Raw genomic sequence first — 23,823 nt, forward strand, 5'->3', positions numbered from 1 at the left:
GTGTGCGCTGTGCATGGCGAAAGGTTGCATCGGCGCATGCGCTGAACTGCCGCAACACATCGACGCTGGAGCGCAACGCGATGGCGCAACCAAAGGCGCCTGCGTGCGCACCTACTGCCGAGCCGAATGCCGGTGTCTGCGCACGCTACCGCTGCGCGTCATCTGGCAACAGAACGAGAGCCTTGTGCAGATGCTAAAGATCCAGGTCAGTCATTCGTATTTCCTGCGTTACGACCCGAAACAATGGGAACGCGGCAAGCCGTATCCGCCGCTGGCTACCTTGCAGATTGCCGCGTTGCTGCGCGAGCGCGGGCACGCGCTGAGCCTGTTCGACGCCATGCTCGCCGACGACGTGGAGGACTATGCCGGCGCGCTGCATGAGGCACAGCCGGACCTGGTGGTGTTCTACGAGGACAACTTCAACTTTCTCACCAAGATGTGCCTGAGCCGGATGCGCGACGCAGCCTGCCGCATGATCGGGCAGGCACGCGCCGCCGGGTGCCGTGTGCTGGTGGCGGGCTCGGACGCCTCCGACAACCCCGATGTGTTTCTGGCCGCCGGCGCACATGCGGTCTTGATCGGCGAAGGCATCGCGCCGCTGATCGAGCTGATCGAGCGGTTGGAAAGCGCACCGCAACTCGATGACCAGGCCTGGCTGGCCGGCGTTGCGCGCATTGCCACCAGCGACCCTGTCGCGGCACGCGCGCACCCGGGCGCGCAGCCACCGGATGCACGCCTGAGCGGGCTGCCTGCCTGGGATCTGGTCGACATGCCGCGCTATCGGCAGTTCTGGCAGCAACGGCATGGCTATTTCAGCTTGAACATGGCGGCTTCGCGCGGCTGCCCGTTCCGTTGCAACTGGTGCGCCAAGCCGATCTGGGGCAACCATTACAAACGCCGCGGCGCCGAAGACGTGGCTGCGGAGATGATTCATCTCAAACGTCATTTCCAACCCGACCACCTGTGGATGGCCGACGATATCTTCGGCTTCCATATCGATTGGGTCGAGACGTTCGCGCAACGCTTGAGCGAAGACGACGGCGCCATCCCGTTCACCATCCAGACCCGCGCCGATCTGGCCAGCGATCGCATGGCCGCCGCGCTGGCGCGTGCCGGTTGTGCGGAAGCCTGGATCGGTGCGGAAAGCGGCAGCCAGCGCATCCTCGACAAGATGACCAAGGGCACACAGGTGGGCGAGGTGATCGCTGCACGCCAACGGCTGGGCGCACACGGCATCCGCGTGGGTTTCTTCATCCAGCTGGGATATCTGGGCGAAGAACTCGACGACATTCTGGCCACGCGCGCATTGGTGACGCAGGCCAACCCGGACATCATCGGCGTCAGCGTGTCCTATCCCCTGCCCGGCACCAAGTTCTACGAAGAAGTGAAGAATCAGCTGGGCGGCAAGACGCATTGGCAGGACAGCGACGACCTGGCGATGATGTTCCATGGTGCCTACGACTCGGAGTTCTACCGCAGCGTACGCAATCTGCTGCATACACAGGTCGACCTGCAGCAGGCACGCCCGACGATGACGGCCGATGCTTTTTCGCAAGCGGACCAGCAGCTGGAAACGCGCTGGGCCGCATTGATCGCCTCGGAACACCTCCACCGCACCGAGCCGCTCGCCACCCTGGCGGCACGCCAGCCACGGCAACTGGAGACGGTGCTGGTGGGCTGATCGAAGGCGGCAGCAAGCGGACGCGTGCTCGCCAAGCGGCGGCCTGCGCGGGCGTCGGCCTGCGTCGCGCTCATGCCAGCCGAGTGATCAGCATCCAGCATCGACATTCCATTGACCCACCCTTTCGACTTTCCGGACCACCCGCATGCAGCCTTCGCTTCGTACCATCAGACATGGCCTGCACACCGCCACCGAGCAGTTGGCGCACGAGCTGGCACAGCCTGGCGACACTTCGCCGCAATGGGACCGATTGCAGTGGCAGCTGGCCGCGGCGGCGGCGGCGGCGCATGGCGTCTCGCCCTTGCTGCAGCGCCGCTCGTTGTGGCAGAACGCCGAATGGACTGCCTTTCTGAGCGAGCAGCGCAGCCATGTCGAAGACCGGCACCGGCGGATTGCGCTGCTGTTGACGCAGATCGATGCGGCCGCACGCAGCGCGGGCATCGCGCTGGTGGGACTCAAGGGCAGCGCCTTGCATCGGCTTGGCGTGTATCTGCCCGGCGATCGTCCAATGGCCGACATCGATCTGCTGGTGCAGCCGGATGACGCGCCTGCGGCGGCGGCGCTGTTGTGCGGGCTCGGCTATGTGGCCTCTTTCGAACAATGGAAGCACCAGGCGTTCAAACCGCTGCAAGGCGACGCCATTGCCGGCTTGGGCGAGCATCGCGACGCGCCGATCAACATCGAGCTGCATACGCGCATCCAGGAGCGTCTGCCTGTGCGCAGCGTGGAGATCACCGCGCGGATATGGCCGGAGCGCCCGCAGCCTGGGCTCAATCCCTACCCCACCATCGGCGCGTTGATGTGCCACCTGCTGCTGCATGCGGCCGGCGGCATCTGCCATCGCAGCATCCGCCTGATGCATCTGCACGATCTGGCCTTGCTGGCCACGCGCATGGGGCCGCGCGACTGGGAGGAGCTGTGGGAAGACCCGGCCGTCTCGCCGTGGTGGGCCTTGCCGCCGCTGTTGCTGCTGCAGCGCTACTACCGCGCCGTGGTGCCAGCGACGGTGATGGCGCGCCTGCATGCGCAGTGTCCGCGACTGCTGCGCATGCGGGCCGCCCGGCAGTCGCTGACCACCGCCTCGTGCTCGAACCTGTGGTTGTCTGCGCTACCCGGGATCGAGTGGTCGGGTTCGCTGCGCGAGGCGCGGCAGTACCTGCAGCAACGCGTGGTGCCGTCGGCGGAGGGCCGCAAGGAGCGGGCCGACATGCTGCAGACCCAGTTGTGGCTGCAGGACCAACCGTGGGTGCGCCAGACCCAGGCGCGCCGCCTGATGACCCGGCTGACCCGCCCCGTCCCGCGCACCGACATGCTGTATGTGGTGCGTGCCGCGCTCGATGGGTATCTGCAGCCTGCGTAGGACTGCGTGGGTGTCCTGCAGAATGATGGGCCGGCGTCTGCCGCCTGCGTCGGCGCGGACCGCGAGTCGGCATCGCGGCCTTGGCGGTCACGGTGACTGAAGAGAGCAGCAGTCAGCGGGCGCTGCGTGCGTGCCACGCTAGATGGGCGCTGGACCTGCGTCGTGCGTGCCGGCAGCGCATGATGTGATCCGAACCGGGTTACGCAAGCACAGCCATTACCACGTGGCGGGCAGTCTTCAGGTGTCCATGCACGGCATGCGCAACACCGGCTGCGCCCGCCTGGCCGCGACGCGGCAGCGTCTCGGTCGTTCTAATGCGTCGGACCAAACGGCCGGCGCTCGCACAACTGACGGTAGATCTGTTCGAACAGGCGCGTGGTCATGGCCGCGTCTTCGCGCACCGCGCGGCACTGCGCCGCCCACGCCAGACGCAGGCGCAGCTCGTCATCGCCGAGCACCTGCCGGACCGCCTCGGCCAGGCCCGCCCAATCGCCCGGCGGCACCGCCAGCGCAGCGACCGGCGCCCATTCGACCAGGTGCCCGACGGCGGTGCCGACGGTAGGAACACCGGCCACGGCCGCTTCCAGCAACACCATCGGCCCGGCTTCGTGCAGGGACGACATCAGCAACAGATCGGCAGCCAGCATGATCGGGCGCAACTGGCGCTGGGTCTTGAAGCCGAGAAAGCGCACCTGCTCCTGCAGATCCAGCTGCTGTACCAGGCGCTGCATGGCACCATCCAGCGTATCGACACCGACCATGTCCAGCGTAAAGGCGACGCCGGCGCGCTTGAGCGCGGCCATCGCGCGCAGCAAGGTCGGTTGGTCCTTGACCGGATTCAGGCTAGCCACGTGCAGCAGACGTGCAACTGCGCCTTGGCGGGCGCGCGGTGGAACCGGCTGCCAGGCACGCAGATCCACTCCCAACGGCACACGCTGCGCGCCAATGCCGAGCGCCTGCAGCGACGCGACGATGGGCGCGCTGGCAGCGGTGACACGATCGGCCAGGCGCAGGATCACCGCTTCGCGCAGGCGCCCACGCCACTTGCGGCGGCCGCCGTAGCCGATGGCATGCAGCGCCACCAGTTCACCGCCGGCGATATGCACCACGCTGGGACGTCGCAGCAGCTTCGCTGCGCTGACTGCGATCAGGCTGCAGTAACCGGAAAAGATCGCCTGGATCACCGCAAACGGGGCGCGCCGGTGTTCTTCGACAATGGCGCCGATGGCACGCAGACGCGTACGTCGCGCGCCGATGTTGTGCACCTTGGCGCCGCGCAGCATCCAGGTATCGGGCAAGGGTTCCTGATGCAGCACGAACACGTGCACCTCGTGGCTGCGTGCCAGCCATTCGATCAAGGTCAGGAATACCGGAATCACCCGCACGTCGCCGCTGCGATCCACGCCCCCCGGCACCACCAGCGCCAATTTCATCGGGCGTGCGCTCGCATCGGTGTCAGCAGGCTGGCATATGCCTGCGCCCAGCGCCGCCCCACTGCCGCGAACGACAACCGTGCATCGAAATGCGCGCGTACCTGCGCGCGGCCGGGACGCTGCCGCGCCACGCGCAACAACAGTTCCGCCAATGCGCCGGCATCGCCCACTGGCCACAGTTCGCCAACCGCGCCACCGTCGCTGAGTGCGCGAAAGGCCGGAATATCGGTCAACAACGGCAGGGCGCCGCAGGCATAGGCTTCCAGCGCGGCATACCCGCAGCTCTCGGCGTGGCTGGCGGACACGAAGACATCGCTCGCCTGCAACAGCGTCTGCACGCGTGCATGCTCGACCTTGCCCAACAACTGCACGCAGCGCGCCAGATTCGCATCGTCGCGCAACCGCTGCTGCACTTCTTCCAGCAAGGGCGCCTGGTCGAACACGCACCACAGCCGCAGGCCCGGCAACAGGCGCGCCGCGATGGAAACCGCATCGAGCACGCACAGCGGATCCTTGGCCGCGCTCAGATGGCCAATCCACAGCACGCAGGGGTCGCCACGCAGTTGGCTCTGCTCGCGCGCCAGCAGGCGATCGCCGGGCACGAATCGGCTGCTGGATTCGGGAATCGCAAACAGCTGCGTACGGCGTCGAAACAGGCGCGCACGCTCAAACGGTTCCGCCAGCTCCAGCGAGGTAAACGCGATGCCGGCAGCGGCGCCATAGCGCGCCCGCCACACTGCTCTGCTCCACCAGCGCGGCGGGCGATTGGCATGATCCTGCAGCAGGATGGGCACGTGCGGAAGCAGCCGCGCAAGCCTGCGCGCATCGCCGGCGAATTCCAGGCCGTGCACGTGGACGACATCGGCGCCGATGTCACGCAATAGCGAGGACAACTTCGCCGCGCGCGTGGCGCTGCCACGTGCACCAAGCGCGACGAAGCGATAGTCCACGCCCTGCCGCGCGATCTGCACGTTCAACGCAGAGGCCTGGATCACCGAAACGCGCACCTGCGCACTGGCCACCGCCTCGGCAATGTCGGCAAGCGAGGGCCAGTATGCAAACACCTGCGCGGCGCTCAAACCGACCGGCGTTGGTAGCAGATTGAGCTGTGCAACATGCAGTGTCACGGTGCGCTTGCCGATGGGCTGACGCGTGTCGGGCCGGCGCAGCCACGCGCCGCGCGGCGCGACGCCCGGTCATGCCGGTTGCCCGCACCGCCCGGGTTGCGCGGGCAAACTGTCGGCATGACTCTCACGCGAGGCGCCGCAGCCGCAGCACCAGCGCCACCGGCACCTGCAGCGCCGTCTGGTCGAAATGCGCGCCGGCAGGGATGTCGGCCGGGTCCAGCATCGGCTCGGCCACCGCTTCGATCGCAAACCCCAATGCCGTGCATGCCGAATGCCAGTGGCTGTACAGATGCTGGGTGTGGCGCACCGCATAGTGCAGGCCATCGGCCTTGAAGTCGCGGCGCCAGCCCAGCGCATGGCCGATCGGATGCACGTCGCTGCACAGCACCAGGCCATCGACACGGGTGACCCGATGCAGTTCTTCCAGCGCCGGCCATAGCAGCTGCAGATGCCCGACCACCAGGCCGCACACGCTGAGGTCGGCAACCGCATCGTCAAGCGGCAACTGGTCCAGGCTGCCCTGCTGCAATTGCACGCGCGCCGGTGGCCAATGTTGTGACAGTTCCGCCCTGGCGCGCTCAAGCATCTGCGGCGACAGATCGACACCGGTGACATGTCGCGCGCCACGGCGCAACGCATGCAGCATGTAGCGGCCGCTGCCGCAGCCGGCATCCAGCACATGCAGGTTCTGCAGGGTGGAGGGCATCAGATCGAGCATTGCGCGCTCTTCTGCCTGCATCACCGGGTTATGCGCATGCGGCGGATACGCCTGCGCCCAGAGCGCATACGCCGCATCAGGCTCGAGCACCGGGACTGCGCTCACGACGCGACACCGATCGATGCCAGCGCGTTCGACGATTGCCGGACGCCTTGCACCTGTTGCAAGCCGGGTTCGAGCGCGAGCACGGCCGGGTCCGCCAGACTGGCGTCCAGCAACTTGGGGCGTCCATCCAGCACCACCGGGATGGTCTGGATGCCGGCGGCATCGAACCAGGGTGCAAAATCCGGATCGGCGATGCGTGGCTTGCCATCACGGATCACGGCACGCAACTCGCTGCGGTCGCAGCCGATCACGCTGCTGGCGGGCTCGCCGCCGCGGTCGCGCACGATCACTAGGTCCGCCACTGCGCCCGGTGCGATCCGTCCGCGTGTTGCCATGCGCAAGATGCGTGCGGATTGATCGGTGGCCAGACCCAATAGCAAATCCGGCGCCAGCCCGCTGCCGGCGGCGATGCGCAATTCTTCGAGCAGATCGCGCGCGCCACTGACGCGCGAATCGCTGCCCAGCGCCAGCCGCCCGGCCATGCACAGCTGCCATGGCTCGAGCGTGCGCCCGAGCAGCGCCAGATTGCTCGACGGGCACCACACCACCGCCGCACCGCGCGCAATCACCCGCTCGATATCCTGCTCGCCCATGCCCACGCCATGGATCAAGACCGTGTTGGACGCCAGGCACCCGAGCCGATCCAGAGCGTCGAGTTCGGCACGCGCCACCGCGTCGGTGCCTTCGGCCAGGTGGATCATCCATGGGTGCGCCGCCGGCGTTGCCGCAAAGCTGCCCTGTACCGGCGGGCCGTAGCCGGTCCAGCCCAGCGCATAACTCCAGCCGAATTCGCGCAGGACGCTGACCGGAAAGTCGGCCTCGTCCAACGTGGCGTGCCAGGGGTCGTGCTGCGCCACGCAGGTCACCCCGGCGAGCAGGTTCTTCAAACCACCATGGCGCAGGCGCACCGCCTTGGGCACGCGCAATGCCGCGGCCACGGATGGATGCTGAAAGTGCGATTGAAACGCCTCGATCCATGCATAGCTGTTGGCGAACGGCGCGCCCTGCGGCAGCGGCGGCACGCAGTTGACCTGCAAGTGCTCGTGCGCGTTGATCAGCCCAGGCGCCAGTACATGGCCCTGCAAGTCAAGGCGCAAGGTGCCGGTACCGAGCGTGCCGCCGAAGCGACCGGCGCGCATGTTCACCGCTGCGCGCGACGGCCCCGCCAGCGTGATCGATCGCGCGCCTTGCAGGCAGACATCGGCCATGGACATCGGCATCTCCACTCAGCGCTTGCGCATCACGATCAGGAAGTGATCGCCCATGTCGCGCAACAGCGGCCACCCACCGAAGCGGTCGTCCAGCCCACCCAAGCGCTCGGAGACACGCGGATGCCGCTGGCAAAAGTCGACCAGGTACGGTGGCGGCAGGAACAGGCTCAGGGCACGGTAGCTGTCCAGCACGAAGTGCTGTTCGAATGCGCGATAGAACTCGCGTGGCAGGTGGTACCAGGTCCAGATGGTGTGGCCGTTCATGCCCACCGCGGTTGCGCCCTTGGCCGCACGCACCGCCGCGCGCTTGAAACGCCCGCGCAGCGCGTAATGGCCGATTTCCCATGGGCAGATGCGTCCGATCACCGAAAACACCAGGCAGCCATCGGCACGCAGAAGGCGCGCGCATTCGGCGGCCACTGCCGGCAGATCCGGCGCGCAATTGAGCGGGCCGAAGTTGGAGTACATACCGTCGAAGGTACCCTCCAGCTGATCGAGCTGCTGGATGCCGACATGTGCGGCTGTCAGGCGCTGTTCCAGCCCCTGCGCGGCGGCGCGGTGGCGCGTGCGTTCGATCATGGCCGGCGACCAATCGGTGGCCAGCACACTGTAGCCGCGACGGGCAAACTCACCCGCATCCAGGCCGGTCCCGCAGCCCAGATCCACCAGCCGCGCGCCGACCGGCAACTCTGCGGCCACCGTATCCCACAATGTGGTGCGCATGCGCTGGATCAACGCATTGTTGCCGCGTGGGCCATCGTAATCGGGGGCGACGCTGTCGAACGCGCGTTGCGTCTCCAGCAACTGCTCGGGCGCGACCGTCCCGCCGCGCGCGGCATGCTCACTGAGCACTGACATGCATTGCCTCCCCCACCCGTCCTGCTGATCTCACGGCACTCTCCAGACGCGGCACCGGCAACGCGGTATCGCTTGATAGACCGGTGAGTGCCGGGCCGCGCCGGTTTGGTTGCAGTCAGGCCGTTCGCGCGGGGATTGCCCGACATGATCGGCTACAGACTCGGCAGTGAAAAACCCTGGCCGGCAGGACTCCGTCTTGATCACTGGGTGCCGCGCTTGCGCGTCCGAACTGCCCGCTCGCCCGACACGCCGCAGTCCATGACGACGATCGCGCGTCCTGCATCGGCTAACGGACCATGGCGGGCAGTCGCCAGGTCGGTATGGACGGGGCTGCCAGGACCGGGGGGCACGCGTGGGCCATGCCGCAGCGTGCAGCGGCAGCGCCCGCAAGGCGGTGCGCGCAGTCGCTTGTATCAGCGCTTACGCAATGGCGCCGGCGCCTTCAACCCGACGGCGACGCCAGGCATTACGCACCACCGCCACCAGCACGCCCAACCCTGCCCCACCGAGCAGACCGACCGCCCAGATCATCACCGCATTCGGAAACGCCCGCTGCTCGGGCACGTACAACGGCCACGCCAACGAGGTTTGATAGGTGTAACGCGCGGTCAGCCGTGCAACCAGATCATCACGTTCGCTCTTGATCGCACGGAGGCTGGTGGTGTTTTCGGTCAGCAACACCCCGGCCAGCACCTGCTCCGGGCTTGCCGCAGACCCGGATTGCAGTTGCTTTTGCAGTTGCGCGCGAGTGAGCGTGGCAACGCGCAGATCCTCGTCAAGCCCCTGCAGGCGCGTCCGTGCAAGTGCGAGCGCGGCGGCATTGGTGTCGCCATGCAGGCCCTGCAATGCGGCGACGGTGGCCAGCGCCAAGGTGCGCGCCTGCTGCACGGATTCGGCGCGAATGGTCACACCGATGAGATTGGCGTACGGGTCCGGATCCGGCTTCAGGCTGCTGCGATACAACTGCGCGGCACGGCTGCTGAGCGGCACGCCGGCCTGGTGCAGGACCGCGTCCTGAAACAGCCGCGTCTTCATGCGATCGATCACCCGCTGGAACGGCTCGACCTTGGGGTCGCGTCCGGCAGGCGTGGGGCCGATTTCCCCCACCTGGATCCATGCAGCGGCTTCCCATTGCGGCTTGGCCACGCGCAGGAAGACAAACGTCAGGCCCAGCACCACCACCAATGCGGCCAGCGCCCAGCGCCACTCGCGCCGCAGGATGCGCCAAAGGTCGATCAGGTAGATTTCGTCGTGTTGATTCATGGTACGCAGGCTCTGGAACGTGACAGTGGGTTGCCGCACTTATGCGACAGACGGATGCGCTGGATGTCGGCTAGGCAACAACACGGTGCAGGCGTGCAGCGCCAGACACAGCGCAATGAAGCCGAGGTTGGTCCAGGTGAACGCCTGCGGCGCGAATGGCGACATCAGGCAGGCGTAGGCGATGCGCAGGAAGATCAGCACATGGAAAATCGAGAGCGAGCCCTTGAGCCGGCGCACGCTCCACACCAGGCTTGCATACAGCGTCAACAACGCCAGCCACGCACCCGGTGCGCCCCAGGCCATCAGAAACGGAAAGAACTCGGTGCCCACATTGATGTTGGGCGCATCCAACGGAATGCTGGTACCGGCGGTGGCGATCGACCCACTGAACGGCACCAGCTGGTTGACCAGAAAACTGGCGTTTTCGTACCCCTTGGCCAGGATGGCGCCAAAGTTGTAAGGCCCGGCACTGATGTACAGCAGCAGCCATTGCACGCCTTGCGGCATGGCACGGTAGAACGCGCTGAACGGCAATGTCACGCTCGCCAGCGAGCCGGAACGCACCGCACCGAGTACCGAGAACACGCCAGCACCTGCCAGTACCAGCGCGCCGATGGTCTTCCACGGCAGCGCGCGCGTCGGGTCGCGGCGCAGCAGCATCACCAGCACGAACGAAAACAGCCCGGCAAAGATGCGATTGCGGTCGATCACCACAATCGGGAATACGAACCCGAACGCCACCATTGCTGCACGCAGGCCGCGATGGCGTATACACAGCAACGCAATCGGCGGCAGGATCCAGCACATGTTGGAGATATGCCGCACGTGCGAGCGCAATGGGCTCAAGGTGGCGTACGACGATGGATCGCTGAACAACGGAATCGGAAACAGCACCACGTCGGCAATGCAGAACACCGTGACCACCGCTGCCAGCGTCATGACCACAAACGCATCGCGCGTGCCGGCGTAACGATAACGGCGGAAATCCTCCACCGCAGGCAGCCGGGTGCGCAGCGCAGCGTCGAGCGCGACGGTCACCGTCGCGGCAATCGCCAGCAACACGATGCCATCCAGGTAGCCGTCCGGCAGCGTATAGGTCAGCAACGTCAATGCGCAGCTGAGCAGCATCGGCAAGGCCAGGTAGGTCGCAGGCCGCCGCAGCAACGCGCTCATGCCGGCTCCGTCGCACTGCGCGCGGGCCTGGGCCGCCATGCGGCCGGCAGCGACAACCACGCATAGGCCAGCAAGTTAGCGATCACCGCATGTGGCCTACGCTGCAGGAAAGCCACCTTGGCCGCGATATAGCGCGATTGCGCATACAACAACGTGCGATCGGGTTCGTCGAACAAGACCGCGCAGCGCAGGGCCACCCGTCGCGACTCGCTCAGATTGGCGATACGTGCCGGCACGTCCGCCGTCTTGCTGAGGTTATTGCCGTGCAAGCGATACGCGCAGACTTGCATATCGATGAATCCCAGCGCGTTGCGCGCAGCCAGGCGCAGGAAAAAGTCCCAATCCTCGATACGCAGTGACTCGTCCCAGCCACTGCGTGCATCGAAGGCGCCGCGACGCAACAAGGCAACGGCACCGCTGACAGCCCATTGCCGGATCACCGCGCGGCGGATGCCTTGTTCGGAGCGATACAGATCGACATCCACCCCATGCAGGTCGCGCATCGCGCTGTCGTGCAGTAGCCGGCCATGTTGATCCACCACGCAGGCATCGCCGATCACCGCAAGCGTCTGCGGATGCGCGCGCAAATAGCGCACCTGCGCATCCAGCCCGCCGGGCAATAGATAGTCGTCGCTGGCACCCAGACGCAGAAACTCGCCATTGGCACGCAACGCCAGTTCGTTGAGCGTGGCCGCAACCCCGCGATTGGCCCGCTGGACGAACTGCACCGGCAGCCGATGCCCGTGGGCGGCGAGCCACTGCGCAATCCGTTCACCGGTGGCATCGCTGGAGCCGTCGTCGATGATGACGATCTCCTTGCATGGGTACGGGTCCTCCAACACGCTGTCCAGGCAGCGCTGGACGAAGCGCTCATGGTTGAACGCGGGGATCAGCACCGACACCAACGGCCAGCGTGCACGTCCGGCCGGTTGGGTACGCTCGTTCATGCCGGCTGCACCAGGTAGCGCCGCACCACCACGAGATTGAACAGCAGATACAGCACGTAGTTGGCGACGAAGGCGTACATCGCACCGATCAGCCCGAATCGCGCGGCAAGCAGGTACACCAACCCCAGATAGCTGGCGGCAAACACGCACTCGGACACCACGAACAGGCGCGTCATGGCCTTGGCCAACATCACATACGACAAAACGAAGGCCGCGATCTTGACCACATCGCCCACCAGCTGCGGGCCGTACAGCGCCCTGGCCGCAGCAAACTGCGGGTCGAACAGCAGCCAGGTCACCCAATCGCGGCAGACATACACGCCCAATGCCATCACGATCACCGCCGGCATTACATAACGATATGCAGCGCGCAGTTCGCGGCCCAGGTCGGCACGCGTCTCCAGCGAGGCCAGCTTGGGCAGGTAATACACGTTGATGGCGGTGGTGAAGAACAGCAGGTAGGCATCCGACACCCGGCTCACCGCCTGCCAGTAGCCCACCTGTTCCCAGCCGAACTCGGCGACAAGATGGTCGCGCACCAGAATGATCACCAGCTGCGGCACCAGGGTGGAGGTGAGCGTCATCACCGAAAAGGCCGCCAGCCGGCGCGTCATCCCCGCATCGAAGCGCGGGCGCAACATCTCGCGGCGAAAGTACGGGCTGCGTCGCAGGGCCGGCACCCCCGCCAACAGCCATAGCACCTGCCCAAGCACCAGTGCGAACAAGGCCCCTTGCAGCTGCGCCATGCCCGACAGCCATGCCACCAGCGCAACGCTCATCGCCGCGCCGCTTACCTGCACGATGGCCAGGCGGCGCACATCCATGAAACCGTTGATCACCGCAAGAATGTAGTTGACCGCCGCGATGCCCAACTGCGCCACAGCCAGCACGCAGATCAACGGGCGGTAGCCGACATCTCCCAGCAGCCGCTCGGCAAGCAAGCCGCTGAACACCAACGCCAGCACCGCCAGCACGCAGGACGCACAACACGCATACCACAGCGCCGCACCGAGCAGACGCGCCTGCGCCTGCGGGTCGTTGCGATAGTCGGCGACGTACTTGACGATACCGGCGCTGATGCCGCCGCCCGCCAGCACCGCCAGCACCGCCATCAGATTGAGGAACTGGCCCAGCCGCCCCACCCCCTGCGGCCCGGCATACACGGCCACCAGCTTGACCACCACCAGCGCAGCGAGCAATTTCGCCAGCGTCGCGACGCCGGTGTAGGCGCTGCTGCGCACCAGATTCATGTGCCGGCGCCGAACGATTGGCAGGCAGCGATCACGCGCTCCACCGATGCCGCATCCAGTGCCGGGCCCATCGGCAGACTCAACACCTCGGCATGCAGGCGCTCGCTGATCGGCAGGCAGGTATCGCCGAGTGTCGCGTAGGCCGGCTGCCGATGCGGCGGCACCGGGTAATGAATCTGGGTGTGGATTCCATGGCGCAACAGATGCGCCTGCAGCGCATCACGCTGCGGGCTGCGTACCACGAACAGATGCCACACATGTTGCTCGTCGCAGACCACCGTCGGCAAGACGATCAAGGGGTTGTCGATGCCTTGCAGATAACGTCGTGCCACCGCGCGCCGCAATGCGATCTCCTGGTCCAGGTAGCCCAGTTTGACGCGCAACAAGGCCGCCTGCAGCTCGTCCAGTCGCGAGTTCACGCCCTGGTAGAGATGGTGGTACTTCACCTCCGAGCCATAGTTGCGCAACGCGCGGATGCGCTCGGCCAGCCGCGCATCGGAGGTGACGACTGCGCCGCCATCGCCGAGGGCACCCAGGTTCTTGGTCGGAAAAAAACTGAACGCGGCAGCATCGCCGAAGGCCCCCGCGCGCCGGGCCTTCGCCATTGCACCGTGCGCCTGTGCGGCATCCTCGAGCAGCAGCAAGCCGTAGCGGTGCGCCAGCGTCTGCAACGCCGCCATGTCGGCCAGCTGGCCGTACAGATGCACCGCCATGATGGCGCGGGTGCGCGGCCCGATCGCTTTTTCCACGCTGGCCGGGTCCATGTTGAAGGTGGCCGGGTCCGGCTCCACCGGCACCAGCACCAGATGGTTCTGGCTGATCGCCAGAAATGTCGCGATGAAGGTATTGGCCGGCACGATGATCTCATCGCCCTCGCGCAATACGCCCAGTTCGCGGTAACCGCGCAGGATCAGCGACAACGCGTCCAGTCCGTTGCCGACGCCGACCGCATGCGCCGCGCCGCAGTAACTGGCGAATTCTTCTTCGAATGCGGCCAGCTCCTGGCCGAGTACATACCAGCCGGCATCGATCACCCGCGCGGCCGCGGTTTTGAGTTCATCGGCGTAGCGCGCGTTGACCGCGCGCAAATCCAGGAACGGCACATCCATTACAAGGTCCATCGATAGAAGTCCTGCACAACCGCACGTGCGCCGAAGCGCTCCTTTTGTTCGACCAAGCCTTCATTGAGCACTTGCCCGCCATGCTCGGTGGAAATGCCGAAACTGAAGTAGTCGCGCGCCGCATACACCTGGGTGATCAGTTCGGCCAGCAGCAGGCTCAGCGCATCCAGCCGGCGCCCGTGCTCGGACACCGCCAGATACTGGGTGTGCACGCTGCGGCCGAAGTCGTACACCAGCGCAGCGGCCACCAGCTGTCCCTCGACGCGTGCCTCGTGCAGCACGATGTGATGCGGAAACCGCCCCTGCAGCAATTGCAGCTCGTCCAGCCGATGCGTGGGCGCCACGCCATGCCGCTGCAGCACCTCGCTCAGCAGTGCATGAAACGCATCCAGCGTGGTGCCGGTCTGGATGTGCACGCCGGCCTTGCGCGCCTTGGCGATCGAACGCCGCCGCTCGGCGCTGAAGGTAAACGGCTGGCGCAAGGCGATCACCGACGACAGATCGCGTCGATACAGCTGCGCGCCCATCCGATGCAGCGCATACAGCTCTTCCTCAGCCGGGTAGGCATGAAACACATGCGGCACCGGCTTGTAGACGAGCTCGCGCATGCCGCCTGCGCGGTAATGCGCCGCGATCTGTTCGAGCACCTGCAAGGTGGCACTGGCCCGCATCGCCATCGACGACAGCAGGCCGGCATAGGTGAGCCCGGCATGGCTGCTGACGCAATCGCCCTGCACGCTGGCGGGAAACACCGCGAGCACCTCGCCGCCACGTTCCACCAGCAACGAGGCATCCACGAAGCGGTCGGCGTGATAATCCATGTAGCCGCGCCGATGCAACAGGTTGCCATTGCGCGAACACGCCACTAATGCGTCCCAGGCGAGCGCATCGCCGGCAACGTAGGGCCTAACCGAATACATGACAGCCCTGCAGCTCCACCGGCAACGCGGCATCGGCCAGCCCGAAGCCGGCCTGGCCCATCGCGTTGCCGTTGTAGAACATCAATACCCGCTCGCCCTGCTGGATCAATGCGGGGTAGCACAACGTCTGCGCATCCCATCCCTCGGTGGACAACTGCAGACCCAGCGCCTCATCGTTGCGTTCCCAGTGCACGCCATCGCGGCTGAACGCGATGCCGGGAAAATAGCCGCCACCGATATCGCCGCGGGTGAAGTACATCAGATAGCGCTCGTCCAGCCGGTACACGCGCGGGCGTCCGATGCGGTACTCGTCATCGTGCGGACGCAGGCACACGCTGTCGGCAAGCGGAATGCAGCGCAGGTCGTCGGTTTCCACATAGCGGATGTGGTAACGCGGATACGGGTGACCACCGATGTCTTCCCAGTCGTCGCCCACCGCGTACCACAGACGCCAGCGCCCATCTTCGTAGCGTGCCGAATGCACCGCCGCGATCGTGCTGCGGCCAGGGGCGCGGTCCAGCAGCGGCGTTTCCTGACGACGCTCAAACGTCTCGCCGCCATCGCGCGAGATCGCCAGGCCGGTGAACGCCAGAAACTTCGCCTTGGCCACCCGCTGGAAGCCAACGTAGAACATGTACAAGCCGTCCGGGCCGGCGACCACATCGCCCAGGATCATGCCGTTGTCGTCGAAGCAGCCATCGCGCCCGATGTCCAGCACCGGCAGCTTGCTCACACCGACGATCTGCGTCGGCGCATCGGCGCGCACATCCACATAGCCGATCCGGCTCACGCCCTGACTGTCGCGAAAGCCGGCATACACGCGCAATACCTGCGCAGACAAGCGGTACGGCGTAGGCGTCAGCGCTGCGTGCTGCATCCATCCGCCCACGCCATCGCGCGCGACATCGAATACCAGCCCACGCTTGGTCCAGGTAAACACGGCCTCAGAGCTCCACGTCGGCGCTGAACCTGCCGGCCACGGCGCGCGCGGGCGAACCGACATACACGCGCCCGGCCTCGGTATGTCGCGTCACCAGTGCACCTGCACCGATGATGTTGTCCGCGGCAATACGCACCTTGTCGCTCAAGGTGGCGTTGACGCCGACGAAGCTGCCGCTGCCGATCTCGCAATAGCCGGAGATGACCGCGTGCGAGGCGATGAACACATGGTCCTGCACCACGGTGCGATGGCCGATGTGGTTGCCGCTCCACAAGATGCAGTTGTCGCCGATACGGGTAAACGGCTGGATGACGTTGCCTTCGAAGATGAAACTGTTGGCGCCGATCTGTGCATTGCGCCAGACGAACGCGCGCGAGCTGACATAGGTGGCGCAGCGGTAGCCGCGGCGCACCACATCTTGGTAAAAGCGCATGCGCAAGCGGTTCAACTGCGTTGCCGGAATCGCGACGAACACCGCGTACTGCGCGGGCGGATAGCGCTGCTCGAGTTCCTCGTAGGCCACCACCGGCAACTCGGCCAGGGTGGGCCGCAACAGGAAATCGCGCTCCACGCTGAAGGCGACCACGTCGTAGTCGCTGTCGTGCTGAAAGTATTCGCAGGCGATCTGCGCAAACTCGCCCGCACCGACGATCACCAGAGGTTTGCGCACGCTCATGCTTCCAGCCTGCACGCGTCCAGGCGGTGTTCCCCACGCACTTCGCCCAGGAACTGGTCGTAATCGAGGATGTAATCGCCTGGGTCGTAGAACTGGTCGGCCAGCACCATCAGCACGCAGTCGGGACTGAAATGGTGCAGGTCGCGCCAGACCATGCGGCCCAGCAGCAGGCCTTGCGAGGGGTCGTTCAAGGTCACCTCGGTCGGACCATCGCCCTTGCCTTCGTCCAGCAGGATCGTCACCGAGCCATGCAGGGCCACCGCAAGCTGATTGAGCCGGCGGTGCGCGTGCTGGCCACGGTGCACGCCGCTGCGGGTACCGAACAGGTAATACACGCGGCGTATCTCGAATGGCACGTTGCGCTCCTGCTCCAACGAAATGAGCAGACCGCGATCGTCGCCGTGGGTATGCAACTGGATGGGTTCGAAGGCCATGGTTCCGGGGCGTAACCGCTGACTGCACGTAGTGCGACATGCCTGAGTGCGCCGGGATGCGCGAAAGGTTGCGCCAGGTCACGGCACTGCGAAGTGGCGTGCGCACAAGCGCAATCGCATGCCGAGCGCGCTCGGCCACGATAAAAATTCGTTGTGGCGATGCAACCTTTCATCGCTAGCGCCGCACATATCGGTGCACGTTCACCTGGCCGCAGTTCCGGCCGGCGTGGGGAGCCAGGCCTGGCAGCGCAGCACGCGCTGCCGGAACCAACGACCACCACCGGTGAGGACACCACCCAGATGCATCCATCCCCCCAGGCGCCGGACACGGCAGCCGCCGGCAGCGCCACAACGCTGCCTCCCTCCACGCCCGCAGCGCCAGCCGCACGGGTCACGCCCTTGCCCAAACCGATGCGCGTGCTGCACTGGCTCACCGTGCTGTGCCTGGTGATGGCGGCCAGCCTGATCCTGCTGCGCGCCGAGCTCGATGGGCGCGCATTGCGTCAGTGGCTGCTCGAAGGCCATCGCCATTTCGGCCTGATGGTGTTGCTGCTGTTCGTGTTGCGTGTCGGCCTGCGGCTGCGGCTGCGCAAGCTGCCACCCGGCCCGCCCGCACCGTTGATGACTCGACTGGCTGCAGGCGGCACCCATCTGGCGATGTACGGGCTGATGCTTGCGTTGCCGTTGATCGGCTGGTCACTGAGCAACGCGTTCGGCAAGACGGTCTACCTGTTGGGTCTGGCGCTGCCAAACCTCATCGAGGCCGATCCGGATCTGGGCGACACCATCGGCGTGTGGCACTTGAATGCCGCCTGGGCGCTGCTGGCCTTGGTGCTGCTGCATATCGGCGCCGCGCTGTGGCATCACCTGGTGCTGCGCGATGGCCTGCTGTACCGCGTGCTGCCGGGCAAGCGCGCATGAGTCCTCGCACCTCCCTCGCCCTCGTCCGCTCTTTCCCAGTTGAACCCCGCACCGTCGAACAAGGACTTTCCATGCCTATTTCCCAGCCTGCTTCGCGCCGCGCCAACCCATCGCGCACCGCCTCCCTGACGTCCTTGTTATGCGTGTCCGGCCCGTTGCTGCTGCTGGCCAGCACGCAGGCGCAGGCGATTCCCTCGTTCGCCCGCCAGACCGGTTCTTCGTGCGCGGACTGCCATATCGGCTCCTACGGTCCCTCGCTCACGCCCTACGGCATGCGCTTCAAGCTGGGCGGCTTCACCGATACCAATGGCGAGGGCACCAAGATTCCGGTGTCCGGCCAGCTCACCTGGGCGCGCAATAACCCCAGCCGCGGCGACAGCACCGCGCGCCTGACCCAGGCCGACCTGTATCTGGCCGGCCGGGTCAACGACAACATCGGCGGCTATTCCAAGATCCGCTCCAACAACAGCGGCAACGCCACCTTCGACACACGCCTGGACGACGTGGATCTGCGCTTTGTCAGCAAGCCGTTCCAGATGGCCGGCAAGGACACCATGATCGGTGTCAGCGTCAACAACAATCCGGGCATCTCCGACCCGATCCATGTGTTGCCCAATGCCTCCACCCTGACGCCGGCCTCCAACGGAGGCGCGTCCACCATGCTCAGCTCCTCGTCGCTGTCCAACCGCGTCATCGGTGCCAGCGTGTACGGGCTGTACGACCGCAACTGGTACGGCGAAGTAGGCAGCTACAGCGCGTTGTCGCCGTCTGCGCAGGATCGCCTCGGCTGGCCGATCAACGGCGACCCGGGCAAGCTCAGCGACACCAGCTATGCGCGGCTTGCCTATATGAAGGACATGAAGCGGCAGTTCTTCTCGGTGGGCCTGACCGCGCTCAACACGCGCCGCCAGCGTCCGCGCAACGGGCCCAGCGACGACCTCACCGACTTCGGCTACGACCTGACCTATCAGTTCCTGGGCACCCGCGAACACGTCATGTCGCTGGCCTACGTCAACATCTACGAGCGCCGCAAGTACGGCAGCCCGCTGATTCCGTCCGACCCGACCATGCCTGCGCTGGAACGCGGCAACGTGCGCGATCAGACCATCAGCATGAACTACTCGTTCAAGCAGACCTATGGCGTGCTGGCCGCGCACATGATCAACACCGGTTCGTTCGATGCAGCGCGTTATTCGCCGGTCGGCATCCCCGACACCACCAGCAATCTGATCCTGGTGTACTGGAGCCCGTTCGGGCGCGAAGGCACCTACACCACCAATGCCAACCTGCGCGTGTCGGCTGGCTGGTTCCGCTTCGACAAGTTCAACGGCAGCACCTCCAACGTGTTCCGCGGCCCGCCGATCACCAATCCGCGCGACCTCGACAGCTTCACGCTGTCGGTGAACCTGGCGTTCTGATTTCCCTTGTTGCACGCAACCGTACGGATCCCCATGCCTCCATTCCCCAAGACTCTGTTGTGCGCTTCGCTGACCGGCCTGCTGCTGGCCGGCGCGACCCTGACCACCCCGGCGCGTGCCGCCGATGGCAAGAGCGTTTTCACAAGCGAATGCGCCGAATGCCACAGCGCCACCCAGGGCAAGAACAAAAAGGGCCCGTCCCTGTTTGGCATCGTCAACCGCCCTCCCGGCAGCGTGGCCGATTTCAGCGGCTACTCGACGGACCTCAAAGGTTATTCGGCGGTCCTCAAGAGCCGCTCGACAGAAAAGATGCCGATCAGTAGCGTTTGGGATGCAGCCAACCTGAAGACGTTTCTGAAGCAGGACTCGAAGAAAGCCATGCCGGGCACCAAGATGAAGTACGAAGGGCTCGAAGACGAAAAGGAGCTGGACGCGCTGATCGCTTACCTCAACACCCTGCGCTGAGGACCGACCGGCCCGCGCTGACCGCAACGGCCGGGCTGGCACGCAGGATGCGAGCGGCCCCGGTGCGGCCCGGTGGCAAAGCCGGACGCGGGCATCGCCTGCGCCGGCCTGAACGAAACCCGCGCCATTGTGAGGATCGCTTCAAGCCCGGTACATCCCGCCGGCCGCAGTGTCCGCGGCTTGCATCCGGGCCACCGCTGCACCTGCACGGGTGCACGGCCCCGCGTTGCCTGACACGAACCCTTCGCGTATACGGACGGAACCGCCACACATCGGCGGTCTCGCCCAGCGTGATGGGTCACTATCGCGCACCGCCACGGTCCACACCCCGCCCTTGTTGAACGCTTCGTCCGCCCAGCAGCAGCCCCCTTCCCGAGCGCAACGCCATGGCGTCTGCGACGGGCAGCCGTGGCCTGCGAGCGGCTCGGCAGCACAGCCGCACCCGCCCCTCTTGCCGGGGTCGCCCTGCCTGTCCCGCCGCTGCCGACACTGTCGGCGGGTCCTGCAGCAGCACCTGGGAATACGTCGCGCGTTGCTGCTGGCGCTGGTCATGGGCACCAGCGGGACCGCATCGGCAGACAACGTCGGCGGCGCCGTGGCGGTGGCGTCCACCTTGATCGACCGCGGCATCTCCATCGCGCCCAACCGCGTCACCTTGCAGGCGGCCGGCTACTGGCTGCCCGCGCCCGGTTGGTCGGTGTCGGCCTCCGCGGCGCTGCAATCGCCCTCCTTCAGCAAGCCGGTGGCGCTCACGTTGCAGGGCGCACGGGGCTGGATGCTGGGCGACCGCTGGCAGATGCAGGCCAGCCTGCTGTATTACGCCTATCCGGCCGACCGCCAGTCGCGCACCTTCGACCGCCAGGAAGCCAGCCTGGCCTGGTCCTATCGCGACACGCTCACCTTCTCGCTCTCCAGGTTTAATTTCCCCCGCGCGCAACGCTCGCCCTGGAACACGGCGGTCGACGTAACCGCCAACCTGCCGCTGACCGGGGATTTCAGCCTGTCGGCCGGCGCCGGCATCTCGGACTTTCCGGCGATGACCTACGGCGCTGCGAGTTCCGGCCGCTATCGGTATGGGCAACTGGGCCTGAAGTGGAGTCGCGCGGCATGGAGCGTGAAGCTGGACCGGGTACTGACCAGCAGCAATACCCCGCGTGCGCAGGGCGGCCCCGGCGCATTGCAGTGGGTCGGCATGGTTTCCCGCAGTTTCTGATCCAAACGCAACCTTTTCTCCGCCTGCGGGCACCTAGAGGTGTCTAACGCCATGTCTGCTTTGATGAATGACTCCGATACCCTTGGCGATGCCACCGACCGCATGCTGTTACGCCGCATGGCAGCGGGCGATCGCGACGCCCTGGCGAGCATGTACCACAGCTACCACGGCCGCCTGTGCCGGTTCTTGTCGCGGCTGACGCGGCGCCCGGACATCATCGAAGAAGCCATCAACGACTGCTTCTGGATCGCCTGGCAAAAAGCGGGCGACTTCCGCGGCGACTCGCAGGTGTCGACCTGGATCATGGGTATCGCCTATCGCTGCGGGCTCAAATGCCTGCGCCAGCACGACGGCGAAGCGATCGACGACACCGCCGTGGTGGAAGACCATGCCCCCAGCGCCGACGACAACGACGACCGCGAGCTGCGCGACTGGCTGGACAAGGGCATGGAACGGCTTTCGCCGGATCAGCGCCTGGTCATCGAACTGGTCTACGGCGTCGGCCACAAGCTGGAAGAAGTCGCCGAAATCATGCAGTGCCCGGTGGGCACGATCAAAGCCCGGCTGTTTCACGCGCGGGTCAAATTACGCAATGTGCTGCCCGGCCTGGCCGGCAACACCCCTTACACGGAGACCCTGCAATGAAGACGTTTTTCATCGCGCCTGGCAAGGAATGCTCGCACGCCTGGGAACTGATGCCGGCGGTGCTGCTGGACAGCGCCACCGAAGAAGAGAACGCCTGGCTGATCGCGCACGTGGCCAAATGCGCCTCGTGCAGCGCCGAGTTCGCCCAGCAAAATCGCCTGCGCCAGGCGCTGGCGCTGCCGTGTGCGGTCACGCTGGACGCCAACGCCGGCCTGCAACGCCTGCTCGGCCGCCTGGATGCGCCCGAGGTCCGCGCCGCACCGGCGCCGGCCGCACGTCGCTCCGGCAGCTGGACCGTCCGTGCGCTGGCCGCTGCCGCGTTGGTCCAGGCCATCGGCCTGGGCGTCATGGGCGTCAAGCTGGCCTCGCCGGCGCCGTCGCACGACTACCGCACGCTCAGCAGCGCCACCGCGCTGCCGGTGCCGCAAGGCGCCATCCGCGTGGTGCCAGACGCCAGCATGACCGTGGCCGATTGGGACCGCCTGCTGCATGCGCAGCAGCTGCAGGTGATCGGCGGGCCCAACGACATGGGCGCCTACACCGTGGTGCCTGCCGCGCCGCAGCCGCCGGCCCAGCCGCAGCGGACCGTGCAGCAACTGCGCGCCAATCCGGGCATCCGGCTGGCCGAGGTCATCTCCGCCCCATGAGCCGTTTCCTCGTCATCGGCCTGCTGCTCGCACTGACCGGACCGGGCCTGCACGGTAACGCGCAGGCGCAGGACGCCGGCACCGTTGCTGCGCCCGCCGATGCGCATACACCCGACAGCAGCCGCGACATCCTGCTGGCGGTGGCCAACCCGCTCAGCGCACCGCCGGCACGTGCCGGCTCCAGCCTGATCGGCTACGCGTCCAGCTATTACGGCGCCGGCCAGAAGGCGGCGGTGCGCATGGAAGCCATCAAGCAGCGCTACAAGCTGCGCGAAGTGTCCGGCTGGCCGATCACCTCGCTGGGCCTGTATTGCGCCGTGCTGCAGCCACCACCGGGCGTGTCGCGCGATGAGCTGGTCACCGCCCTGGCCAACGACGAGGGCGTGGAGCTGGTGCAGCCGGTGCAGGACTTCTCGGTGTTTTCGGCCGATGCGGCAGAAAAGACCACGCCGTTGTCCGGCTACAACGACCCGTACGTGGACATGCAGCGCGGTTTCATCGACACCGATGCCGCCAGTGCCCAGGCCGTCACCCAGGGCCGCGGCGTGGTGGTGGCGGTGGTCGATACCGGCGTGGACACCACCCACCCCGATCTGAAGGCGCGCATCCGCGAGGTGCACGATCTGGTCGACGACAAGCCGGGCATGACCAGCAGCGACTCGCACGGCACCGAGGTGGCCGGGATCATCGCCGCCGGCAGCAACAACCATCAAGGCATCGTCGGCATGGCGCCCAAGGCCATGCTGAGCGTCTACAAGGCGTGCTGGTACGCGCCCACGGTCGGCGCCACCGCACGCTGCAACACCTTCACCCTGGCCAAGGCGCTGGCGGCGATCAACAACAGCTCCGCGCGGGTGGTCAACCTGAGCCTGGGCGGGCCGGCCGACCCGCTGCTGAGCAAGATGCTCACCCATCTGGTGCAGCAGGGCCGCATCGTGGTGGCGGCCATGCCGCCGAACGGGCGACTGGACGGCTTTCCCAACGATGTGCCGGGCGTGCTGGTGGTGCGCAGCAGTAGCGCCAGCGCGGCCATGCCGGGCGTGCTCAGCGCGCCGGGCAAGGACATCCTGACCACCCAGCCGAACGGGCGTTACGACTTCACCTCCGGCTCGTCGATGGCCACCGCGCATGTCAGCGGCATGGCCGCGCTGCTGCTGTCGCTGTCGCCGTCGATGGACGCCGCGGCGTTGCGCGAGCTCCTGCAGCGCACCAGCAAGGTCTCCGACGGCCAGTTGCAGGTCAACGCCGGCGCCGCAGTCGATGCGCTGTCGCCCTCCAAACACTCCAACTGACGACA

At 66.3% G+C, this 23,823-nt stretch carries 22 protein-coding genes and 1 pseudogene; 9 read left to right on the forward strand and 14 right to left on the reverse strand.

Going from position 1 to position 23,823, the window contains the following annotated elements:
• The first annotated feature begins 126 nt into the window (after positions 1-126).
• Together FHY19_RS08795 and FHY19_RS08800 are read left to right on the forward strand one after the other, a co-directional pair.
• Positions 127-1,681: pseudogene (locus FHY19_RS08795) on the forward strand (radical SAM protein).
• A 145-nt stretch (positions 1,682-1,826) separates the two neighbouring features.
• Positions 1,827-3,041 carry a nucleotidyltransferase family protein gene (locus FHY19_RS08800; RefSeq protein WP_259164810.1) on the forward strand — a complete coding sequence of 405 codons (1,215 nt, stop codon included), beginning with the start codon at positions 1,827-1,829 and terminating at the stop codon, positions 3,039-3,041.
• Positions 3,042-3,352: 311 nt separating this feature from the next.
• Here FHY19_RS08800 and FHY19_RS08805 read toward each other — a convergent pair whose 3' ends face one another.
• The 14 genes from FHY19_RS08805 to FHY19_RS08870 all read right to left on the reverse strand — a co-directional run bounded on the left by FHY19_RS08805 (position 3,353) and on the right by FHY19_RS08870 (position 17,217).
• Positions 3,353-4,474: a glycosyltransferase family 4 protein gene (locus tag FHY19_RS08805; protein ID WP_259164811.1), complete on the reverse strand. Its 1,122-nt coding sequence runs from the start codon at positions 4,472-4,474 to the stop codon at positions 3,353-3,355.
• Complete coding sequence (locus FHY19_RS08810) at positions 4,471-5,601, reverse strand: glycosyltransferase family 4 protein (RefSeq protein WP_259164814.1); 1,131 nt, start codon at positions 5,599-5,601, stop codon at positions 4,471-4,473. Before FHY19_RS08810 ends, FHY19_RS08805 begins: the two co-directional genes overlap by 4 nt.
• A gap of 124 nt (positions 5,602-5,725) precedes the next feature.
• Positions 5,726-6,424, reverse strand: a complete 699-nt coding sequence (locus FHY19_RS08815; RefSeq protein ID WP_259164815.1) for a class I SAM-dependent methyltransferase — start codon at positions 6,422-6,424, stop codon at positions 5,726-5,728.
• A complete protein-coding gene (locus tag FHY19_RS08820) occupies positions 6,421-7,638 on the reverse strand; it encodes an amidohydrolase family protein (protein WP_259164822.1) in 1,218 nt (405 codons plus the stop codon). Before FHY19_RS08820 ends, FHY19_RS08815 begins: the two co-directional genes overlap by 4 nt.
• A 12-nt stretch (positions 7,639-7,650) precedes the next feature.
• Positions 7,651-8,493: a class I SAM-dependent methyltransferase gene (locus FHY19_RS08825; RefSeq protein WP_259153827.1), complete on the reverse strand. Its 843-nt coding sequence runs from the start codon at positions 8,491-8,493 to the stop codon at positions 7,651-7,653.
• A gap of 420 nt (positions 8,494-8,913) precedes the next feature.
• Positions 8,914-9,756, reverse strand: a complete 843-nt coding sequence (locus tag FHY19_RS08830) for a Wzz/FepE/Etk N-terminal domain-containing protein (RefSeq protein ID WP_259164831.1) — start codon at positions 9,754-9,756, stop codon at positions 8,914-8,916.
• A 39-nt stretch (positions 9,757-9,795) separates the two neighbouring features.
• On the reverse strand, positions 9,796-10,929 hold the full coding sequence (locus FHY19_RS08835) for a hypothetical protein (protein ID WP_259164832.1): 1,134 nt from the start codon (positions 10,927-10,929) through the stop codon (positions 9,796-9,798).
• Positions 10,926-11,876: a glycosyltransferase gene (locus tag FHY19_RS08840; protein WP_259164834.1), complete on the reverse strand. Its 951-nt coding sequence runs from the start codon at positions 11,874-11,876 to the stop codon at positions 10,926-10,928. The genes FHY19_RS08835 and FHY19_RS08840 overlap by 4 nt, the downstream gene beginning before the upstream one ends.
• Positions 11,873-13,126, reverse strand: a complete 1,254-nt coding sequence (locus FHY19_RS08845; protein ID WP_259164836.1) for an O-antigen translocase — start codon at positions 13,124-13,126, stop codon at positions 11,873-11,875. Before FHY19_RS08845 ends, FHY19_RS08840 begins: the two co-directional genes overlap by 4 nt.
• On the reverse strand, positions 13,123-14,247 hold the full coding sequence (locus FHY19_RS08850) for a DegT/DnrJ/EryC1/StrS family aminotransferase (RefSeq protein WP_259164837.1): 1,125 nt from the start codon (positions 14,245-14,247) through the stop codon (positions 13,123-13,125). Before FHY19_RS08850 ends, FHY19_RS08845 begins: the two co-directional genes overlap by 4 nt.
• On the reverse strand, positions 14,235-15,167 hold the full coding sequence (locus FHY19_RS08855; protein ID WP_259164839.1) for a GNAT family N-acetyltransferase: 933 nt from the start codon (positions 15,165-15,167) through the stop codon (positions 14,235-14,237). The genes FHY19_RS08850 and FHY19_RS08855 overlap by 13 nt, the downstream gene beginning before the upstream one ends.
• Complete coding sequence (locus FHY19_RS08860) at positions 15,154-16,107, reverse strand: hypothetical protein (RefSeq protein WP_259164846.1); 954 nt, start codon at positions 16,105-16,107, stop codon at positions 15,154-15,156. The genes FHY19_RS08855 and FHY19_RS08860 overlap by 14 nt, the downstream gene beginning before the upstream one ends.
• A 4-nt stretch (positions 16,108-16,111) precedes the next feature.
• Positions 16,112-16,783: an acetyltransferase gene (locus FHY19_RS08865; protein WP_259164848.1), complete on the reverse strand. Its 672-nt coding sequence runs from the start codon at positions 16,781-16,783 to the stop codon at positions 16,112-16,114.
• Complete coding sequence (locus FHY19_RS08870) at positions 16,780-17,217, reverse strand: FdtA/QdtA family cupin domain-containing protein (RefSeq protein WP_259164852.1); 438 nt, start codon at positions 17,215-17,217, stop codon at positions 16,780-16,782. Before FHY19_RS08870 ends, FHY19_RS08865 begins: the two co-directional genes overlap by 4 nt.
• Positions 17,218-17,517: 300 nt before the next feature.
• On the opposite strand from FHY19_RS08870, the gene FHY19_RS08875 reads away from it, so the two are divergent.
• The 7 genes from FHY19_RS08875 to FHY19_RS08905 all read left to right on the forward strand — a co-directional run bounded on the left by FHY19_RS08875 (position 17,518) and on the right by FHY19_RS08905 (position 23,818).
• Positions 17,518-18,138, forward strand: a complete 621-nt coding sequence (locus FHY19_RS08875; RefSeq protein WP_259164859.1) for a cytochrome b/b6 domain-containing protein — start codon at positions 17,518-17,520, stop codon at positions 18,136-18,138.
• A gap of 71 nt (positions 18,139-18,209) precedes the next feature.
• The gene (locus FHY19_RS08880; protein WP_259164866.1) at positions 18,210-19,556 is read left to right on the forward strand and encodes a cytochrome C; all 1,347 of its coding nucleotides are present in this window, start codon (positions 18,210-18,212) and stop codon (positions 19,554-19,556) included.
• 33 nt (positions 19,557-19,589) lie between these two features.
• Complete coding sequence (locus tag FHY19_RS08885) at positions 19,590-20,021, forward strand: c-type cytochrome (protein WP_259164873.1); 432 nt, start codon at positions 19,590-19,592, stop codon at positions 20,019-20,021.
• A 550-nt stretch (positions 20,022-20,571) separates the two neighbouring features.
• The gene (locus FHY19_RS08890; RefSeq protein ID WP_259164874.1) at positions 20,572-21,234 is read left to right on the forward strand and encodes a hypothetical protein; all 663 of its coding nucleotides are present in this window, start codon (positions 20,572-20,574) and stop codon (positions 21,232-21,234) included.
• Between the two features lie 51 nt (positions 21,235-21,285).
• Entirely contained in the window at positions 21,286-21,879 is a 594-nt protein-coding gene (locus tag FHY19_RS08895) for a sigma-70 family RNA polymerase sigma factor (RefSeq protein WP_228439975.1), read from the forward strand.
• Positions 21,876-22,526, forward strand: coding sequence for a zf-HC2 domain-containing protein (locus tag FHY19_RS08900; protein WP_259153796.1), 651 nt, complete (start codon positions 21,876-21,878; stop codon positions 22,524-22,526). The genes FHY19_RS08895 and FHY19_RS08900 overlap by 4 nt, the downstream gene beginning before the upstream one ends.
• Positions 22,523-23,818, forward strand: a complete 1,296-nt coding sequence (locus tag FHY19_RS08905; protein ID WP_259164891.1) for a S8 family serine peptidase — start codon at positions 22,523-22,525, stop codon at positions 23,816-23,818. The genes FHY19_RS08900 and FHY19_RS08905 overlap by 4 nt, the downstream gene beginning before the upstream one ends.
• The last annotated feature ends 5 nt before the right edge of the window (positions 23,819-23,823 follow it).

Source organism: Xanthomonas sp. 4461 (assembly GCF_024806475.1).
Classification (GTDB): domain Bacteria; phylum Pseudomonadota; class Gammaproteobacteria; order Xanthomonadales; family Xanthomonadaceae; genus Xanthomonas; species Xanthomonas arboricola_F.

Coding starts and splice junctions, on each gene's coding strand:
- FHY19_RS08835 (WP_259164832.1), bottom strand. CDS start 10,929: ATGAGCGCGTTGCTGCGGCGGCCTGCGACCTACCTGGCCTTGCCGATG.
- FHY19_RS08865 (WP_259164848.1), bottom strand. CDS start 16,783: ATGAGCGTGCGCAAACCTCTGGTGATCGTCGGTGCGGGCGAGTTTGCG.
- FHY19_RS08900 (WP_259153796.1), top strand. CDS start 21,876: ATGAAGACGTTTTTCATCGCGCCTGGCAAGGAATGCTCGCACGCCTGG.
- FHY19_RS08825 (WP_259153827.1), bottom strand. CDS start 8,493: ATGTCAGTGCTCAGTGAGCATGCCGCGCGCGGCGGGACGGTCGCGCCC.
- FHY19_RS08850 (WP_259164837.1), bottom strand. CDS start 14,247: ATGGACCTTGTAATGGATGTGCCGTTCCTGGATTTGCGCGCGGTCAAC.
- FHY19_RS08840 (WP_259164834.1), bottom strand. CDS start 11,876: ATGAACGAGCGTACCCAACCGGCCGGACGTGCACGCTGGCCGTTGGTG.
- FHY19_RS08800 (WP_259164810.1), top strand. CDS start 1,827: ATGCAGCCTTCGCTTCGTACCATCAGACATGGCCTGCACACCGCCACC.
- FHY19_RS08905 (WP_259164891.1), top strand. CDS start 22,523: ATGAGCCGTTTCCTCGTCATCGGCCTGCTGCTCGCACTGACCGGACCG.
- FHY19_RS08875 (WP_259164859.1), top strand. CDS start 17,518: ATGCATCCATCCCCCCAGGCGCCGGACACGGCAGCCGCCGGCAGCGCC.
- FHY19_RS08820 (WP_259164822.1), bottom strand. CDS start 7,638: ATGTCCATGGCCGATGTCTGCCTGCAAGGCGCGCGATCGATCACGCTG.
- FHY19_RS08805 (WP_259164811.1), bottom strand. CDS start 4,474: ATGAAATTGGCGCTGGTGGTGCCGGGGGGCGTGGATCGCAGCGGCGAC.
- FHY19_RS08845 (WP_259164836.1), bottom strand. CDS start 13,126: ATGAATCTGGTGCGCAGCAGCGCCTACACCGGCGTCGCGACGCTGGCG.
- FHY19_RS08880 (WP_259164866.1), top strand. CDS start 18,210: ATGCCTATTTCCCAGCCTGCTTCGCGCCGCGCCAACCCATCGCGCACC.
- FHY19_RS08870 (WP_259164852.1), bottom strand. CDS start 17,217: ATGGCCTTCGAACCCATCCAGTTGCATACCCACGGCGACGATCGCGGT.
- FHY19_RS08895 (WP_228439975.1), top strand. CDS start 21,286: ATGTCTGCTTTGATGAATGACTCCGATACCCTTGGCGATGCCACCGAC.
- FHY19_RS08855 (WP_259164839.1), bottom strand. CDS start 15,167: ATGTATTCGGTTAGGCCCTACGTTGCCGGCGATGCGCTCGCCTGGGAC.
- FHY19_RS08890 (WP_259164874.1), top strand. CDS start 20,572: ATGGGCACCAGCGGGACCGCATCGGCAGACAACGTCGGCGGCGCCGTG.
- FHY19_RS08885 (WP_259164873.1), top strand. CDS start 19,590: ATGCCTCCATTCCCCAAGACTCTGTTGTGCGCTTCGCTGACCGGCCTG.
- FHY19_RS08830 (WP_259164831.1), bottom strand. CDS start 9,756: ATGAATCAACACGACGAAATCTACCTGATCGACCTTTGGCGCATCCTG.